Source organism: Candidatus Desulfatibia sp. (genome assembly GCF_036446775.1).
Taxonomy (GTDB): Bacteria; Desulfobacterota; Desulfobacteria; order Desulfobacterales; family UBA11574; genus Desulfatibia_A.
In genome coordinates this window covers 1-17,100 of record NZ_JAZFTO010000368.1, presented here as the reverse complement: position 1 = coordinate 17,100, position 17,100 = coordinate 1, and the positions used below count along the sequence as shown (strand labels likewise).

Here is a 17,100-nt window from a genome sequence, read left to right as displayed (position 1 = left end):
CGTAAGATACGAAATACGTTGTGTTAAAAGCCCGACCTGTACCTCCGGTGAACCGGTATCGGCTTCATGCAGCTTAAACCGCTCTATCATCTCCTTTTTGTCTTTTGATGTTGAAACCAATTCTTTTCGCCTCCTGTATTTGAAATTACAACAAATCTTTTTGAATTGCAACAGCGCTTGCCAATCTCGCAGAAATTCGACTGCCTTCGACAAGCTCAGGCCCCGAGCATGCCGAGGGGAGATCACCGAAGTCTTGCTACACCTAAAAAATAATACAACCCGCCTGAGGCGGACAAGCGCAGTAGCTGGAACTTTTTACGACGCCATCAGTTGAATACACAACAATAACTAAACCTGCTGCTAGCAGGTGTATATTTTAAAACGGCAATAAGATCCTTATTAGTATCGACGATTTTGATAAAGCCCTTTGAAACGTCTATTTGTCCGGGCTTAACATCCTTTTTGGTTACAATTTTGCCATACATAATTTTGGCGGTCAATGCTTTATCGGCAATGTGTTCGGGCATTTTTTGCAACGCATTTGACATGCTTATCATGTGCTCGGGCAGTTTTCCGGATAAAGCAAGTTCTTTTAGTTGTTGGATTGTTAAGGCCTCATCTATTGTAAATCCGCTGCTCTCGATTCTCCTGAGATCCTTAAGGTGCCCTCCGCATCCTAAGGCCGTGCCAATGTCGGCGCAAAGTGTACGGATATATGTCCCTGCGCTGCAACCAACCACAAAATGTACCAGCGGAAAATCAATTTTAAGTACTTCAATGGTTGCTATAGATACACGTCTGGCCGGTTTCTGAACAGGTTTGCCGCTTCTTGCAAGTTTGTGAAGAGGCACCCCTTTATACTTCAATGCCGAATAAACCGGCGGCAATTGTTCAAATGTCCCTTCAAACTGCTCAAATGCGGATCGTATCGCTTGCTCCGTAAAGTTTACCGCCCTGCTGGTGGCTGTTACCGTCCCGGTTAAATCCTGGGTGTCTGTTTCAACTCCCAGATGCAGAACAGCCTCGTATTTTTTACTGCTGTGCAAAAAAAACCTTGCAAGCTTTGTCGCCCGATTCACACAGCATATCAAGACACCTGTTGCAAAAGGATCAAGCGTGCCGGTGTGCCCTATTTTCCCGGCGCCAAGCAGTTTTTTTACAACAGCCACCATCTGGGCAGATGTTGTGTTAGCGGGCTTATCAACAACTAAAATTCCGCTTAAGTTCATGCTGCATTTATTCGAATCACAATCTTTCAGCCAGGTTAAATATTTTTAATTTTATATCAAAAAGTGTTGACTCAATATTAAATCCGGCCGCACTGGAATGACCGCCCCCGCCGAACGAGGAAGCGATTTCAGCCACATCAATTGTTCCATCGGACCGCAGGCTCACATGATAATTACCGCAGGTTTCTGACGTTCCATCACCGTTTTGATGCTCCTGGATGAGCGCCGCAACTTTTACGTCCTCAATACGTCTTGCATAGTTAATCAGGCCGTCCACGTCTTCGGGCTGGGTCTGCGTCTTATTGAGCATGTCCTGAGTGAGAGTCATAATTGACAGTCTGCCGTTATTTGAGATTTCAATGGAGTCAAGAGCGAGGTTCAGCAGCTTTATGCGACCCAGAGAATAGGTGCCATACACGCACCGAGCAATTTTGTAGGGATCGACGCCCAACGCTACCATCTCTTCACAAATTGCAAAAGCAGCCTTATTCGTATTTGAAAACCGAAATGAACCCGTATCGGTCAAAATCCCCGTATATATGGAAGTTGCGATGTTTTCGTCAATGCAAACAGACAACTGTTTTATCAGTCGGTACACAATTTCCACGGTGGCGCATGCGGACGTATCTATTAGTTGCAGATTACCAAAGCCGGCATTAGTGATATGGTGATCAATGTTGATGATGACCGGTATCCGATTTACCATTGAAACCGCCTCTCCGATCCGTTCCAAGTCACTGCAATCAAGGATAACAGCCGTATCAAAATTTTGGTCGCCGACTTCTCGAACAACGCTGTTCGCCTCCGGCAGAAAACGATACACTGCCGGAATGGGACTTTCATTGTATAATGTTGTTTTTTTGCTGATTGCTTTAAGAGAAAGTCCCATGGCGATCAGGGAGCCTATGGCATCGCCGTCCGGGTTGGCATGCGAAACAACTAAAATACTTTTACTATTTTGCAAATGACTTATTATTTTATCCATTGTCTGTTTTAATAGACTTCAGCACTTCATCGATGTGTGATCCGTATTCAAAAGATTCATCGTAAAAAAATTTAAGCTCGGGCATATATCGCAAACCTAACTGCTGAGCCAGGGTCCGTTTTACATATCCACGCGCGCTATTGAAACCTTCGGCAGCTTTCTTGCTGCTGTTTCTGCCTCCCGATGTCGTAAAATAAATCCGTGCCGTCTTTAAATCACGGGACATCTTTACACTCGTAATTGTAGCCATTTCAAGACGAGGATCTTTAATGTTTTTCTTCAATATTTCCGACAGAACCTTTTGGATATGGCCGCTTACTCTTTCGGACCGTGCGTATGGTTTCATTTTATTTATAAATTAATAATCTCCATTTCACTATCAATAATCTCGGCCAGTCCCAACTCGTCTGCCAGGTTGAATATTTTATCAATCTTAGAGTTTATCACTTTGCGATTGTTGCCGACCAGTGCAAAACCTATTTCAGCCCTTTGGTAGATATCATTTGCCCCAACCTCGGCGACCGAAACATTAAAATTGTTGCACAGCCGGCTGATAATCGATTTAACAACTTTGCGTTTGCTTTTCAGCGATCGGCAGTCATGCAGCCTGAATGTTATGATCCCCAAACCAGTAACCATGATTTCTCGTTATTCCCTCTATCAAGCGATAAATAATTCCGGTTATCTTTCACCTAAAACCAATAACAGATAACAAATAACGGATAACTCCTAATTGAGTGTCGACTCAATTAGGTTATTACTATTCAAGTTCCGGCCTGATTTCTTCCATGTAATAGCATTCGATGATATCGTCAATCTTGATGTCATTAAAATTCTCAATACCGATGCCGCATTCATAACCGCTCTGGACTTCCTTGGCGTCGTCCTTAAAACGTCGCAGCGAAGAAATCGTGCCCTCATACACGATAACCCAATCCCTTAAAATGCGCACCTTCTGCCCGCGTTCCATTTTTCCTTCTGCTACATAACTACCTGCAATAGCACCCACTTTGGGGACATGAAATACCTCGCGGACCTCGGCCCTTCCTAGAGTCCGTTCTTCGAAAGTAGACGACATCATACCGACTATGGCATTTTTGATATCATTAATAACATCGTAAATGATATTATAAAAACGCATATCCACGTTTTCTTCGCCGGCCAGCGCCTGAACTTTGGAGCTGGGACGCACATTAAATCCTATAATTAGGGCCTCGGAAACAGCGGCCAGAGAAACGTCTGATTCGGTTAGGGTCCCGGTAGCTGCGTGGATCACCTTGATTTTGACTTCTTCATTGGATAGCTTTGTCAGAGAATCCCTTAAAGCTTCAATCGAGCCGTGAACATCAGCCTTTAGTATGATGTTCAGGTCTTTAACCTCTCCTTCCTGTATTTGCTCATAAAGTTTATCAAGGCTTAAACGGCTGGTTTTGGCCAGCTCTAGAGCTCGCTGCTTCTGGATCCGATGAAGACTAACCTGTTTAGCGTTCTTTTCGTCGGCAAGTGCGATGAACTTATCGCCGGCATTGGGCACCCCGGTCAAACCTATGATCTCTATCGGCATTGAAGGTCCGGCCGAGGTCACCTGAACCCCTCGGTCGTTTAGCAGTGCGCGTATTTTTCCGTAATGCACGCCACAGACCACCGAATTATGGACTTTTAGAGTTCCTTGCTGTATCAGCACGGTGGCAACAGGTCCTCTGCCCGAATCCAGCTTGGCTTCCACCACGTGGCCTATGGCCAGCTTGTCCGGGTTGGCCTTCAACTCCAATAGCTCGGCCTGCAGAAGGATCATTTCGAGCAAATCGTCTATTCCTTTATTCTCTAAAGCAGAGACATCGATAAAAACGGTATCGCCGCCCCATTCCTCGGCGGCCAGGTCGACATCGGCAAGCTCGCGTCTAACACGTTCGGGCTCGGCATTGGCTTTGTCGATTTTGTTAACTGCCACAATGATTGGAACCTGGGCTGCTTTGGAGTGGTTGATCGCTTCAATGGTCTGCGGCATGACACCATCATCAGCGGCAACAACCAGAACTACCAAATCGGTGATTTGGGCACCGCGGGCACGCATTTGTGTAAAAGCCTCATGACCCGGTGTATCCAAAAAGATAATTTGGCCTTTATCCGTAACAACATTGTAGGCTCCAATGTGCTGGGTAATTCCTCCGGCTTCATTTTCGGTAACATTGGTTTTACGAATTACATCCAGCAAAGATGTCTTACCATGATCAACATGTCCCATAACGGTAACCACCGGAGGCCTCTCGACGAGCTTGGCAGGATCATCCTTTTCCACCTTTAAAAGTACTTCTTCCTCAAAGGATGCTTTTTCGAGCTCATAATCGAACTCTGCGGCAACAAGAACTGCGGTATCAAAGTCTATGATCTGGTTTACGGTGGCCATAACACCCAAATCCATAAGCTTTTTAATCATTTCACTGGCCTTAATTCCCATCCGCTTGGCAAGCTCAGAAAGAGCAATGGTATCATCAATTTTTACTCTGCGCTTTATGGCCTTGGGAGTTGTAATCTGGGGCTTTTGTTGAGCAACTGACACTTTGGCTTTAGCACCCTTACGCCCCTTGCGGCCCCGTCGAGCCGGAGTATAAAGGTCTGCCCCTTCAACAACCTCTTTTTTGCGGAACGAGATCTTCTTTTTAAAAAATTTCTTATCTTTAACAAGTTCTTCAAACCGCTTGGCCTTTTTCTTTCTCTTTTTTTCCTTTACAGGCACTTCGGCCGTAAGTACTTTGTCAAGCGGGCCAGCTTGCGCCGGACGGGGTATCTTTGTAACCTTCGGTCTCGATCTTTTACCTTTAGCTTTTTTGACCTTGGGGGCTTTTGTTTCAAGGGGAGGTTTTACCGGCAGTTTTATAATTTTTGCCGGAGCCTCTTTTTTCTTTTTAGGTTTTGCTTTCTTGGCAACAGGTTTTTTCTTAAGTTTTAATTCAACCGCCTTCGCGGGCTTTTTCACCTTTTTTTGAACTGCGGCAGGTGCATCTTCGCCGGCAACCACATCGATCTTTTGCGCAGCATCTTTTTTTACGGCTTCTTTTTTCTTGGCAACCCTTTTGGCGACCTTTGCTTCCTTGACGGGTTCAGCTTGAAGTTCTGCCGCTTTTTTCTTTTTTTGCGGCTGTTTTTCTACAGCTTCAGCCTTTTCAGGATGCGTTTCAGGCTCAGCCGCCGCTTCTTCTTTAACAAGTTCTTCCTTTACAGGTTTACGGCGTCTTCGAATAATCGTCGGCCTAATACGCGTTTCCTCGACCTCTTTGATATCTTCCGTCTCTACATCCTCTTCTGTCCCCCGGATTACCTTTTTAATCCTGGCAACCGTCTCATCATCCAGAGAACTCATATGGCTTTTTACAGGGACCTCCAGATCATGTATTTTTCCGAGCAACGTCTTGTTTGTCATGTTAAGATCCCTGGCAAGCTCATATATTCTGATCTTTGCCATTCATCCCCCTTAGATTTAGGTTATGTTCGGAGACCTTTGAAAAACGCCCCCTTTTGCTCTCCGAGGCGTAGGCTCGCTTCTACGAGCCGGAGGCCCAATTACTGCTCATCGGCGGCATCATCGGCGCCAGACTCGATCCGGGCAGACGCCTCCTCACCTTCGGCGTTATCTTTTTCAGCAGCTTCTCCGGTATCCGAATCCTGGGCATCATCTGGCTCAGCTTCTATGGATGCCTCATCAATTTGCTCTATATTTGCTATATAATCTTTTGCAGTTTCAATCAGCTTTTTGGCTTTTTCTTGGCCGATTCCTCTGATTTGAATCAAGTCTTCCATGGACGCATGGCTGAGTTCTTCGGCAGAATAAAACCCTTTTTCATACAAAACATCTGCCATGCTGATACCGATGCCGGGAAGTGCCACCAGAGAGTCGTAGCTGTCCTGCATGGCCTCGCTGTATCGCGATTCACTGGTGACATCAAGACGCCACTTGGTCAGCTTTGAGGCCAGTCGTACGTTCTGTCCTTTTTTACCAATCGCAATCGAAAGAAATTCGTCAGGAACAATAACTTCCATACTGCGGTTTTCTTCATCGATAATGACTCTGGATATTTCAGCAGGCGCCAGCGCGTTACACACGAATTTTGCCGGATCAATATGATAAGGTATAATATCTATCTTCTCACCCTTGAGTTCCTGTACGACATTCTGAACCCGGCTTCCTTTCATGCCCACACAGGCACCCACCGGATCAATATCAGAATCATTTGAAGTTACGGCAATTTTTGCCCGAACTCCCGGTTCACGGGACGCACCCATGATAGTAACAATACCTTCACTGATCTCGGGCACTTCTGTTTGGAAAAGATCTATCAAAAATTTAGGATGCGTTCTTGAAAGAATAACCTGAGGCCCGCGCGTTTCATAAAGGACATCAAATATATAAGCTCGGATACGATCACCTCGCCGGTAATTCTCCCTGGGAACCTGCTCTCTATACGTCAGGATTCCTTCTGTATGCCCCAGATTAACAATAATATCATTGCGGTCAAAACGTTGAACAATTCCATTGATGACTTCACCTTTGCGATCGATAAAGCTGGCGTAAACCGCATCCCTTTCAGCATCCTTCATTTTCTGGATAATTACCTGTTTGGCCGACTGGGCAGCTATGCGTCCGAAGGTGGATGTATCGATCTTTGTGCCCAGGCTGTCGCCAACCTCGCAATCCGGATCCAGCTCGCGCCCTTCTTCAAGACTGATTTGAAGATCCGGCTCTGTAACTACTTCGGCCACATCTTTAAACTGGAAGACTTCGAGTTCACCGACCTCTGCGTTGTATTGCACCTCGATATCGACCTTGGCCCCAAACTTTTTCCTGGCGGCAGATTCTAAGGCCTCCTGTAGGGCCTTGATAAGGACTTCACGGTCAATACCTTTGTCGCGGCTGACCTGCTCAACAACGCGTTTTATATCTGATATTAACATCGGTCTTCTCCGTTATCTAATTTTAAACTTAATCAGCAAGCTGCGCTCGGGCAATCTTACTTAAAGGAATAGAAACGATGGTACCTTCGACTGCCAGTTTTACTATCTCTGTTGATATGCCCGACAGGACGCCTTTGAAATTCTTCTGCCCCTCAATAGGCTGCCTGGTCCTGATTTTTACCTGTCTCCCCATGAATCTTTCATAGTCGACTCTTTTTGACAAAGGGCGGTTCGGTCCCGGTGATGAAACTTCAAGTCTATAAGGCCCTATATTTTCAAAATAGACGTCAAGAAGGTCACCCCCTTGACGGCTTATATTGCTACAGTCACCTAAGGTCACCCCGTCGGGGCTGTCTATGTAAAAGCGCAGTATCCTGCCGCCGGGCTCCCGCTGATACTCAATATGCACGAGTTCCAGGCCCTCGGTTGCACATAACGCTTCAATTAAATCCCTGATCTGCGCGATAATTTTTTCCCCGCTATCTGCCGACCGGTTTTCTGTGCTGTGGCCTTTTGCCTTGGTTCCTTGTTTTCTTTTCGTTTTTTTTCTTTGCCCTTTCACAAGTCGTTAACGTAACACTCCAATCAAGCGAAACGCTCGATGTCCGTTGTTCGTTGTCCGTTATCCGTAGCTAATTTAGAGGAATTAAAGTCTTGATTTATAAATCTTCAGCCAAAGTGTTATCATAACGCCGGATAAACCGAGTTAGATTTACAACTGACAACGGACAACAAACAACTGACACATTGAGTTTTAACTCAATTAGGGTAACTGTAATTTCCTTTTCAAAAGCGGCGCAGCCGCGTTATATAAAATCGCACAGCGATTTTATTGCTGAACAAAAACAAAAACGGGCTGTAGCCCGTTTCCGCTTGTGATGGTAGATCTTTTGTCGTGGATCGAAAATATTAAGTGTTCATGCAAGTATCCATAAGGAATCAATTAACTCCAAGCCACACCCGCCGCCAAAAGCTCTATCTTCACAGCCTTTATAATGAAAAAGGCGTACTATCTCTGGAGCGGGCAACGAGATTTGAACTCGCGACTCCAAGCTTGGGAAGCTTGTACTCTACCACTGAGTTATGCCCGCAATTAATTAAATTAAGCTATTATAAAAAAAAACCCTTGTCAATATTTTTCAAGCATATTTGTAGCTGCAGCAAAGAATGTGAAAAGACATGATAATTTTGATGTGCTGATGGAATTGACGGGTTTATAAAAAGGCATAAAAATCGAGCTATTCTACGAGGTCCCTAATGTGTTTGAGTTCTGATCGGATTTCATCCACAGTGATGGGTGCAGACTTTTCTTTGAGGTCACCCGTTTTGGCACCCAGGTGCTGTTTGGCACCCCGGATAGTAAATTTTTCATTATACAGAAGATGTTTGATCTTTAAAATTAGCTCAACATCAATTTTTCTGTACAGTCGATGGCCTGATGGTGTTCGCTTTGGTTTTATTCTTTTGAATTCAGTTTCCCAGAACCTTAAAACATATGCCGGAACTCCTGTAATTGCACTGACTTCTCCAACTTTGAAGTACAGCTTATCAGGCAGCTCGTTTTGATCAGGCTTCTTGCTTTGCATCTTAATACCCAAGCTAAGGATCAAATAAATACAGCCTAACTTTTAGGCCGGCAATACAGCATCAAACTCCTTTAAAAGGCTGTCGGCAATGTTTTTATGGATTCGATTCACCTTATCATCATCCAGGGTCTCTTGAAAGGATCTGTAAGTTATTCTAAATGAAACGCTTTTTTTGTCTGAAGGGATCGGATCACCTTCGAATACGTCCAATAAATGCAAATTTTCCACCAGGTCTTCATCAAGGGTTTCAACGCATTTTAGTATCTTCAGCGCTTCGACGTTCCGGTCGACAATCAGGGTAATATCTCTTGATGTGGCCGGAAATTTTGGAATGGGCTGCGCTGATTTCATAGCAGGTATATGCTCGAGCAGCCGGTCGAAATTAAGTTCAAAAATGTAGGCTGTTTGCTTGAGATCGTAATTGCGGAGCACGTTCGGATGTAGCTCTCCCAAAATACCTAATGGTTCATCGGTCATAAAAACTTCGGCCGTATAACCGGGTTTGGTGTAACAGCAAAATTCCGGCGGCATACCGGTAAATGTCCCGTTGACAACGCCCAGGCTCCTTAACAATTCTTCGACAACACCTTTTAAGTCATAAAAATCGCAATTTATTTCTTCGGAAAGCCACAAAGCATCGTTTCTAATTCCGGTCCAAAGACCTGCCAGCATTTCAACTTCAATCGGCTGACGGTCTATTTCTCCGGTACTAAAAAAAACGTTGCCCATCTCAAAAAATTTCAGATTTTTATTTTGCATTGCCAGGTTGCGGTGCATTGTTTCAAGCAGGCCGGGGACCAGAGATGTGCGCATCACGGACTGATCTTCCGATAAATGATTTAATATCTCTACTTCCTTGCGTTTAGGGTCATCCGGTCTGATTTGGAGGCGATCACATGATAGCTTGCTGATAAAGCTGTAATTTATCGCTTCCGTAAAGCCCATGCCTGTCATCAGGTGTTTAATGCGGACTCTCGAGTCGACCCGCCAGGACGTCTTTCTGTCATCCGCCGGTATCAGGGGAAAGGTTGTCCCGATGTTGTCATAACCCAACAGCCGCGCAATCTCTTCGGTAAGGTCTTCAAATCTGCTGATGTCAACTCTACAGGACGGCGGAAAAACACGAAGTTTGTCGCTATCAATTTTTTCAACATCAAACTCAATCGACCGCAAAAAGCTTTCAATCTCATTTTGGTCCAAACGGGTACCAAGATGACGATTTAAAGCGTTGACGCTGCAATCGATGATTTTATCGGGCAAAGGCTTAGGGTGTTCATCAATCGTACCGCTGATTAGTTTGCCGCTGCTGATTTCGACAATGAGTTGGGCAACCCGATGCAATGCGGTTGTGGTGCCCCGGGGGTCAACGCCACGTTCGAACCGATGGGACGCATCGGTGCTCAGTCCCATTTTTTTGGCCGTTTTCCGAATACAAACCGGATCAAAATAAGCGCTTTCAAGCAGAACCCGTGTGGTGGTGTCTTCGACTTCCGAATTCGACCCGCCCATAACACCTCCAATAGCAACCGGCTTCTCTCCATCACAGATCATAAGCATTTCCGTATCCAGGCGCCGCTCTTTTTGATCCAAAGTGGTAAATGTTTCACCCTCGCGCGCGACCCGAACAACAATTCTATTTTCGGCCAGCCGGTCAAAGTCAAAGGCATGCAGCGGTTGACCGGTCTCCATCATAACAAAATTGGTGGCATCGACGACATTGTTAATCGGCTTTAAACCTACCGAAATCAGTCGATTCTGGAGCCAAAACGGTGAAGGGCCGACCTTAACATCAAAAACAAGCATAGCGGCGTATCTTGGACAGAGGTCCGGATCTAAAATTTTGACAGAGGTATAATTGGAGATATCATCACAAGATTCCGGAAGGCTAATTTCAGGATATTTTACCTTTGTATTCTTAAATGCCGCAACTTCCCGTCCTATTCCAATGATACTTAAACAGTCCGCCCGGTTGGGTGTCAGGTCAATTTCAAACACAGGGTCTGATAATCCAAGCGCCCGGTTTAACGGATCTCCAGCCGAAAATTTGGAGGCAAGCTCCATGATACCAGCGCCGCTTGCACCCAGGCCCAATTCAGCTTCACTGCAAAGCATCCCTTCAGAGGTTTCGCCGCAGATCAACTCTTTTTTGAGAACATTTCCGTCCGGCAGACAGGTGCCGGGAAGGGCACAGGGTGCCAGCATATCTTTTTTCACATTGGGCGCGCCACAAACAACAGGAATCACCCGGTAGCCCACATCCACCTGGCAGATTTTGAGATTGTCAGCCTGAGGATGGGATACAATCTTGGCAATACGGCTAACAACAACTCTATCGAGATACTCATAACGATCTGAAATGCTCTCAACTTCAAGCCCTGCCATGGTAAGAGCGTCAGCCAGGTCTTCCGGCGGCATGCCAACGTCCACGTATTGCGTTAACCAGCTTAAACTGACTTTCATTTTAAAACTGCCTTAAAAATCGTAAATCGTTTTCAAAATACTTGCGGATATCATCAATTCTATATTTCAGCATGGCAATTCTTTCAACACCCATCCCAAAAGCAAATCCGCTGTAGCGTGTAGTATCGTAACCGACGTTTTCAAACACAGCGGGATGTACCATGCCGGAACCAAGCACTTCAAGCCATCCGGTGTGTGAGCATACCCTGCATCCTGCACCCCTGCAAATAACGCATCGAATATCAACTTCGGCGCTGGGTTCGGTAAAAGGGAAGTAGCTGGGTCTGAATCTTAAGCTTGTCTCGGCGTCAAACATCTGGTGCACAAATGTAGTAAGCACCCCCTTGAGATCACCAAAGGAAATGCCTTTATCAACCAGCAAGCCTTCAACTTGATGAAACATGGGGGTGTGTGTCAGATCGGAATCACAACGGTAGACCTTGCCGGGGGCAATAATTCTGACCGGCGGCTTCTGTTGCTCCATTATCCGCGGCTGGGTAGGAGAGGTATGGGTTCGCAGAACAATGTTCTTTGAAATATAGAACGTATCCTGCATATCCCTGGCCGGATGATTTTTGGGGATATTAAGTGCTTCAAAATTATAATAATCGGTTTCAACCTCCGGCCCTTCAGCAATATCAAACCCCAGCTTGATAAAAATGTCACAAATCTGCTGCGCAACCTGAGTAATGGGGTGCAACGATCCTTGCCGGACAACTCGGCCGGTCAGCGAAACATCTATGCGGTCTTCAGTTTCTAATGATGCCGTTTCAAGTTGTTTGACGGCCTTTTTGAATTTGGCATCAAGAAGTCTTTTAGTCTTATTGGCCTTTTTTCCGGCTTCTGGTTTCTGTTCCGGAGGAAGATCCGCAATACTCCTTAAAAATTGAGTGACTTTGCCTTTGCGGCCCAGATATCGGATCGAAAGGTCTTTGATACTTTCAACATCAGAAGCAACCTCGAGCTCCTTCAGTGCCTGCTCTTGAATCTGTTCAATATCTTTTTCCACTTTTCATGAAATATCCGGGCTAAAGTTGTTGTGCAGCCAAATCGGCTATCTTGGCAAATCCCGCAGGATCAGATATCGCCAGCTCTGCCATAACTTTGCGGTCAAGCTCAACACCGGCAAGTTTAAGTCCGTGTATGAACTTACTGTATGACAAATTATGCATACGAACCGCGGCATTAATTCTTGTGATCCAGAGTTTCCGAAAATCGCGCTTGCGTACTCTGCGATCACGATAGGCGTACATTAGTGCTTTGTCTACCGCATCAGCCGCTGTACGAAACAGCTTACTACGCCCTCCGCGGTATCCTTTGGCCAATTTTAATATTTTTTTCCGGCGTCTTCTAGCTTTAAAACCTCTTTTTACGCGCATTGTTATTCTCCTTAATCTGTAAGCGTTCACAGGTTCAGAATTCCGTTTCCCGTTCAGGGTTCCGGGTTCTGCGTTCAACCCTGAACTTCTGAACCTCTGAACCCTGAACCTCTGAACGGTTACCCTTATCTACTGCACCAGTAAGCGCATTTCCCGTCCGCCACCGGTGGGACTGTTAGTGAAAGCCTATCCGTTGGGAAGCAGGAGCTTTATCTTTTTTCTATTCGTTTTGTCAACAGTCTGCCTTTGGCGTAGCGCCCGCTTACGCTTTGTGGTCTTTTTAGTTAAAATATGACTTGCATTTGATTTTGAAAATATAAATTTACCCGTACCTGTCTTCTTGAAACGCTTTGCTGCTGCACGATTTGTTTTTATTTTCGGCATTTATTTAATTCCTTTCACTTTTGTCCAAAATAAATGGAGGTTTTCTTTTTAACTATATGTTTTTATGGTATTAACCACCGTCAAAGCTCATTGGAACCTTGGAGTAATGGAGTATTGGAGTGATGCAGAAATCAAGGGAACCATTACTCCAGTACTCCATTACTCCAACAAATCCAAACCGTTTAACACGAAAAATTATTAGATTTAATACGATTATTTACAAATACTTAAAACCTAAAACGTTCGTAAAAAGAAATTTTTTGCTTTTTACGAAACCATTGAGTTTAAAAGCTCAAATATAGATGGCGCGAGCATTAGACAAATTCCAGCCCACGCCATCTTCAAAATAAAAGAGACTATGAACAATTAGCAAGGTAACATGCTACAGTATCCAGCGCGTTAACGCTTGCAAAAGAGAGTCGGATGAACAAAGTAACTATTTCGGCGCCAGTAACATAACCATGGTACGGCCTTCAAACTTGGGGTATTGCTCCACCGCAGCAACTTCTTCCGTTTCTTGAATAATTCTTTCCAGCACATCCCTGCCAAGCTGGGAAAGCGTAATTTCACGACCCCTGAACATAACGGTTACCTTGACTTTGTCTTTTTTAGCAATAAACTTTTTGATATGGTTGATTTTGGTCTGCAAATCGTGATCGCCTGTTTTTGGGCGCACCTTTATTTCTTTGATCTGAAAGGTACTTTGTTTCTTTTTTGCTTCCTGTTTCTTTTTGGTCAGTTCATACTTGTACCGACCGTAATCCATTATTTTACAAACAGGGGGATTTGCATTGGGAGAAATTTCAACCAGGTCGAGACCGAAATCTCCAGCAGTGGCAAGGGCCTTGTACGTAGGGATAATGCCAATCTGATTTCCGTCGGGATCTATTACTCTAACCTCTTTGGCTCTTATATTCTTATTGGTAAATGTTCTGTCTGACCTCCTTGGTCTATTTGGTCGTCTTGTTACAGCTATCCTGCACCTCCTATAGTAAATGTTTTTGTTGTTGCTCATCAATAGGGAAGCAAGGCAAAAGGCCTATTTTGAAAATTGTATTCGGCGTTAACCTTGCAGTTAATATATTCCCAAGCTGTGAGCCACCAGGCCAAACTGGATTTTCGAATATAAAATTACGTTAATAAATGCAAGAAAAAAATGCAAGAAAAATAAAAATTTAGTCCGGTTTCTTTACTGGTTGAGTGTATACTTGGCAAGCAGGCTCCCTTGCCAGTATGTATGCTCCGGATTGTTGAAATAAGCCTTGAAAAGTTCCAGGCTTTGTTGGCGTAAAATATGCGGCACTATTGAAATCCGCCCGCTATGATATAAAGGGGTGAGTTCTGCTAAATTGCAGTCTGTGGCTCCTCCCATGACATCTTCGTAGGCGTAAGCCGCTGCGCCGATGCCGTTTAAAATAATGGCGCCAAGGCACATCAGACAGGGTTCCATGGTGCAGAACAGGGTCAGCTTGCTTTTATCTATATTGTCCTTAAGGTCAATAAGACGCCTTAAGGCAACCATTTCGGCATGATCGATTTCATTGACAGCATCCCCGGCGGTGCCTGCGCGTGAAGCGCTTACTATAATCCTGTCCTGATAAACCAGTACGCAGCCAACCGGAAATTCCCCGGCTTCAAGTGCTTTTTGGGCCTGATCAAGCGCCTTTTTCATAAAATGCTCATAATCCATTGTTAGAAGCCTTTGTCCATCTTTATAGGTCTAACTCTTAAAATTGTTGTTTATCTTTGATATGCCTTATTTTCGTTCAAGACGGCTGATACTGGATGCTTGATACTGGATGCTGAATGTTTGATGCTTGATATAACTGCTTTTGTTACCATTTTATCAAGTATCCAGTATCCAGTATCTGTTTCGTGTAAAAATCATACGCTTACAAACATCAACGATTTTTATCAATAGGTCGCTTCTTAAAACAGAGTTATAGCCTGCAAATCGTATCATCACAGGGACAGCTGCCGTCAACTTCAAAGGCATAGACGATTCTCGATTCAATTTCAACCTGCTGGGGCGAAATTTCAATAAAATCTGTTTTAGAAATCTTTTTAATAAGTTCGATTCGGGCGGGTATTGCCTCCAGACCTTGTGATATAACTTTGCAGGTAGCCCCATCTATAATATCTGCGTCCTCGCCGTTTGTCACCACCACAATGGGAACCTGGTAGGGATCAACAAGTCTGGACGCAGCCAGCGCAGGGCGGTGACGGGTGACCAGTGAACCGGGGCCGTATTTTACGATCATACCGGTCCGGCCGGCCACGTTGATCACGAAATCGACTTTAACAATTGCGCTTTTATCTCCGGCTGTTACCAAAAGTTCGCGTCGGGGCTGAATTTCTTTTTTCAGGTAGCCTTTACGGTTCACTAAAAGATGCGCCAGTTTCTGCCGGTACCTTTCATCATGGGTGTCTTGGATGATTTCACCGGAGATAAGATCAACCAGTTCGCCGAGTATGAGATGATGTCCCTGCATTTCTTGCCAGATGAATCCTGCCTTAATTAAGGGCAAACAAAACTATTAATTACCAACACTTCTATCGAGTCACTGGGATATTGGAATGTTGGAGTAATGGAGTATTGGGTGATAAAGCGGCTAAAAATCATTTTTTATCGGTTTAAATTTCTTTAAACCCATCACTCCAATATTCCACCATTCCATTTGTGAGCGAAGCGAACTAACTGGTAATCCTTTATAAAAAATAATGAATGATCTTCATGATGTAAAGGCTAAAATATTTCTTTACAATTAATTTTGCATGTGAATAAATCCACTTTGCAAAAGCTGCAAAGACACCAAGAGATAAGCCGACTTCACCAGCCGACTCCGCCATAGTAACAACGGCTACGACGGCCGGATAGTAGCTTGGCAACGTCGGCTGAATAGGTTCAATTACCTTAGTCGTAACATTATATCAATTAATATCTTCTAATCGGTTGGAAATATATGTCTAGGTCGCTCCAAAAAGTTCAAACCTTTGGTTCACCGCTTCAGCGAGACCTTTGTTACACTTCGACCGGCTCGCCCGAGTTAGGATATGTATGAAATACGTTGATATTGAAAACCTGGATCAATTGCCCGGGAGGAGACTGGCGGCCGCGGATAAATTTTCATTTCAATGCCATCCGCAAATTGCCTGCTATAATTTATGCTGCCGGAATCTTAATCTTTTCTTGTACCCCTACGACGTTGTCCGCCTCAAAAACCGGCTCAACCTGACCTCTGATCAGCTCTTGGACAGATATGTTGCTATTGTTTTAAGAGACTCAAACTTCTTTCCGGAAGTGCTCCTGGCCATGTCCGACACCAGTGAACGTACGTGCCCTTTTTTGAGCGACGACGGTTGTAGGGTGTATCCGGATCGCCCGGATACCTGCCGCACCTTTCCCGTGGAACAGGGCGCTCTGTACGACGCCGGCGGCGATACCACCCGGCTGGTCCATTTCTTCAGACCGCCGGATTTCTGTGAGGGGCAACACGAAAGCAAACTGTGGACAACCGCGTCATGGATTAAAGATCAGGATGCCGTTATTTATAACAAAATGACCTTGCACTGGTCGCGGCTCAAGCGCCTGTTCCAGAAAAACCCCTGGGGCCGCGAGGGGCCGGAAGGGCCCAAAGCCAAAATGGCGTTCATGGCCATCTACAATATCGATCGCTTTCGTGATTTTTTGCTAAGCAGCACCTTTTTGAAACGCTACAAAGTAAAATCCGCCATCCTCAAAAAGATTCGCAGCGATGATGTGGAGTTGATGAAATTCGGCTTCCAGTGGGTCAGGTTTTATGTCTGGGGGCTTAAAAGCAAATACTTCAGGCTCAGATAGCTTCCACCCATAGCCTTCACCGCAGCGATGATCAAAGCGTTTTTGATCCCTGCAGGTATCTAAGGTAAGGTTCAACTGTATGAAGATTTCATTCCATTTTATTACTCTTTGTCGAGAACCGCCCTTATTTTTTGTGATAGATCCACCATATTGAAAGGTTTCTGGATAAAACCGTTACAACCCCGGTTCATAATTTCGGTTGCTTGGCCTTCGATACTATAGCCGCTTGCTAGCAGGACTTTTACTTTTGGATTGTTTTTTTTGAGTTTGTCATAAGTTTCTCCGC

The 17,100-nt window shown here is 44.8% G+C and carries 17 protein-coding genes, 1 tRNA gene and 1 pseudogene; 1 reads left to right on the top strand and 18 read right to left on the bottom strand.

What is annotated here, in order from left to right:
- The 17 genes from V3S16_RS16830 to V3S16_RS16750 form a co-directional block, all read right to left on the bottom strand.
- The coding region (locus V3S16_RS16830; RefSeq protein ID WP_413887044.1) for a 30S ribosomal protein S15 at positions 1-90 on the bottom strand (90 nt) is incomplete at its 3' end.
- A gap of 236 nt (positions 91-326) precedes the next feature.
- Positions 327-1,229, bottom strand: coding sequence for a tRNA pseudouridine(55) synthase TruB (truB, locus tag V3S16_RS16825; RefSeq protein WP_413887042.1), 903 nt, complete (start codon positions 1,227-1,229; stop codon positions 327-329).
- 16 nt (positions 1,230-1,245) lie between these two features.
- Positions 1,246-2,214, bottom strand: coding sequence for a DHH family phosphoesterase (locus V3S16_RS16820; RefSeq protein WP_413887040.1), 969 nt, complete (start codon positions 2,212-2,214; stop codon positions 1,246-1,248).
- A complete protein-coding gene (rbfA, locus tag V3S16_RS16815; RefSeq protein WP_413887038.1) occupies positions 2,207-2,560 on the bottom strand; it encodes a 30S ribosome-binding factor RbfA in 354 nt (117 codons plus the stop codon). The genes V3S16_RS16820 and rbfA overlap by 8 nt, the downstream gene beginning before the upstream one ends.
- A 5-nt stretch (positions 2,561-2,565) precedes the next feature.
- A complete protein-coding gene (locus V3S16_RS16810) occupies positions 2,566-2,853 on the bottom strand; it encodes a DUF503 domain-containing protein (protein ID WP_413887036.1) in 288 nt (95 codons plus the stop codon).
- A 121-nt stretch (positions 2,854-2,974) separates the two neighbouring features.
- Positions 2,975-5,677, bottom strand: coding sequence for a translation initiation factor IF-2 (gene infB, locus V3S16_RS16805; protein WP_413887034.1), 2,703 nt, complete (start codon positions 5,675-5,677; stop codon positions 2,975-2,977).
- 98 nt (positions 5,678-5,775) lie between these two features.
- Positions 5,776-7,164 (bottom strand): transcription termination factor NusA, encoded by a 1,389-nt coding sequence (gene nusA, locus V3S16_RS16800; protein ID WP_413887032.1) that lies wholly within the window; start codon positions 7,162-7,164, stop codon positions 5,776-5,778.
- 28 nt (positions 7,165-7,192) lie between these two features.
- Complete coding sequence (rimP, locus tag V3S16_RS16795; RefSeq protein WP_413887030.1) at positions 7,193-7,726, bottom strand: ribosome maturation factor RimP; 534 nt, start codon at positions 7,724-7,726, stop codon at positions 7,193-7,195.
- Positions 7,727-8,180: 454 nt separating this feature from the next.
- Positions 8,181-8,255: transfer RNA gene (locus V3S16_RS16790), tRNA-Gly, on the bottom strand.
- Positions 8,256-8,402: 147 nt separating this feature from the next.
- Positions 8,403-8,750, bottom strand: a complete 348-nt coding sequence (locus V3S16_RS16785) for a MerR family transcriptional regulator (RefSeq protein ID WP_413887028.1) — start codon at positions 8,748-8,750, stop codon at positions 8,403-8,405.
- A gap of 42 nt (positions 8,751-8,792) precedes the next feature.
- Positions 8,793-11,210, bottom strand: a complete 2,418-nt coding sequence (gene pheT, locus V3S16_RS16780; RefSeq protein ID WP_413887026.1) for a phenylalanine--tRNA ligase subunit beta — start codon at positions 11,208-11,210, stop codon at positions 8,793-8,795.
- A 1-nt stretch (position 11,211) separates the two neighbouring features.
- Positions 11,212-12,219, bottom strand: coding sequence for a phenylalanine--tRNA ligase subunit alpha (gene pheS / locus V3S16_RS16775; protein WP_413887024.1), 1,008 nt, complete (start codon positions 12,217-12,219; stop codon positions 11,212-11,214).
- 19 nt (positions 12,220-12,238) lie between these two features.
- Complete coding sequence (gene rplT, locus V3S16_RS16770; protein WP_413887022.1) at positions 12,239-12,589, bottom strand: 50S ribosomal protein L20; 351 nt, start codon at positions 12,587-12,589, stop codon at positions 12,239-12,241.
- Between the two features lie 186 nt (positions 12,590-12,775).
- The gene (rpmI, locus tag V3S16_RS16765) at positions 12,776-12,973 is read right to left on the bottom strand and encodes a 50S ribosomal protein L35 (RefSeq protein WP_413887020.1); all 198 of its coding nucleotides are present in this window, start codon (positions 12,971-12,973) and stop codon (positions 12,776-12,778) included.
- 436 nt (positions 12,974-13,409) lie between these two features.
- Entirely contained in the window at positions 13,410-13,988 is a 579-nt protein-coding gene (gene infC / locus V3S16_RS16760) for a translation initiation factor IF-3 (RefSeq protein ID WP_413887018.1), read from the bottom strand.
- Between the two features lie 174 nt (positions 13,989-14,162).
- On the bottom strand, positions 14,163-14,663 hold the full coding sequence (locus V3S16_RS16755) for a nucleoside deaminase (RefSeq protein WP_413887016.1): 501 nt from the start codon (positions 14,661-14,663) through the stop codon (positions 14,163-14,165).
- 250 nt (positions 14,664-14,913) lie between these two features.
- A complete protein-coding gene (locus tag V3S16_RS16750) occupies positions 14,914-15,465 on the bottom strand; it encodes a type I restriction enzyme HsdR N-terminal domain-containing protein (RefSeq protein ID WP_413887014.1) in 552 nt (183 codons plus the stop codon).
- Between the two features lie 566 nt (positions 15,466-16,031).
- On the opposite strand from V3S16_RS16750, the gene V3S16_RS16745 reads away from it, so the two are divergent.
- On the top strand, positions 16,032-16,814 hold the full coding sequence (locus V3S16_RS16745; RefSeq protein WP_413887012.1) for a YkgJ family cysteine cluster protein: 783 nt from the start codon (positions 16,032-16,034) through the stop codon (positions 16,812-16,814).
- A gap of 101 nt (positions 16,815-16,915) precedes the next feature.
- Here V3S16_RS16745 and V3S16_RS16740 read toward each other — a convergent pair.
- Positions 16,916-17,100 (bottom strand): annotated as a pseudogene (locus V3S16_RS16740) (hybrid sensor histidine kinase/response regulator); the annotation flags it as partial.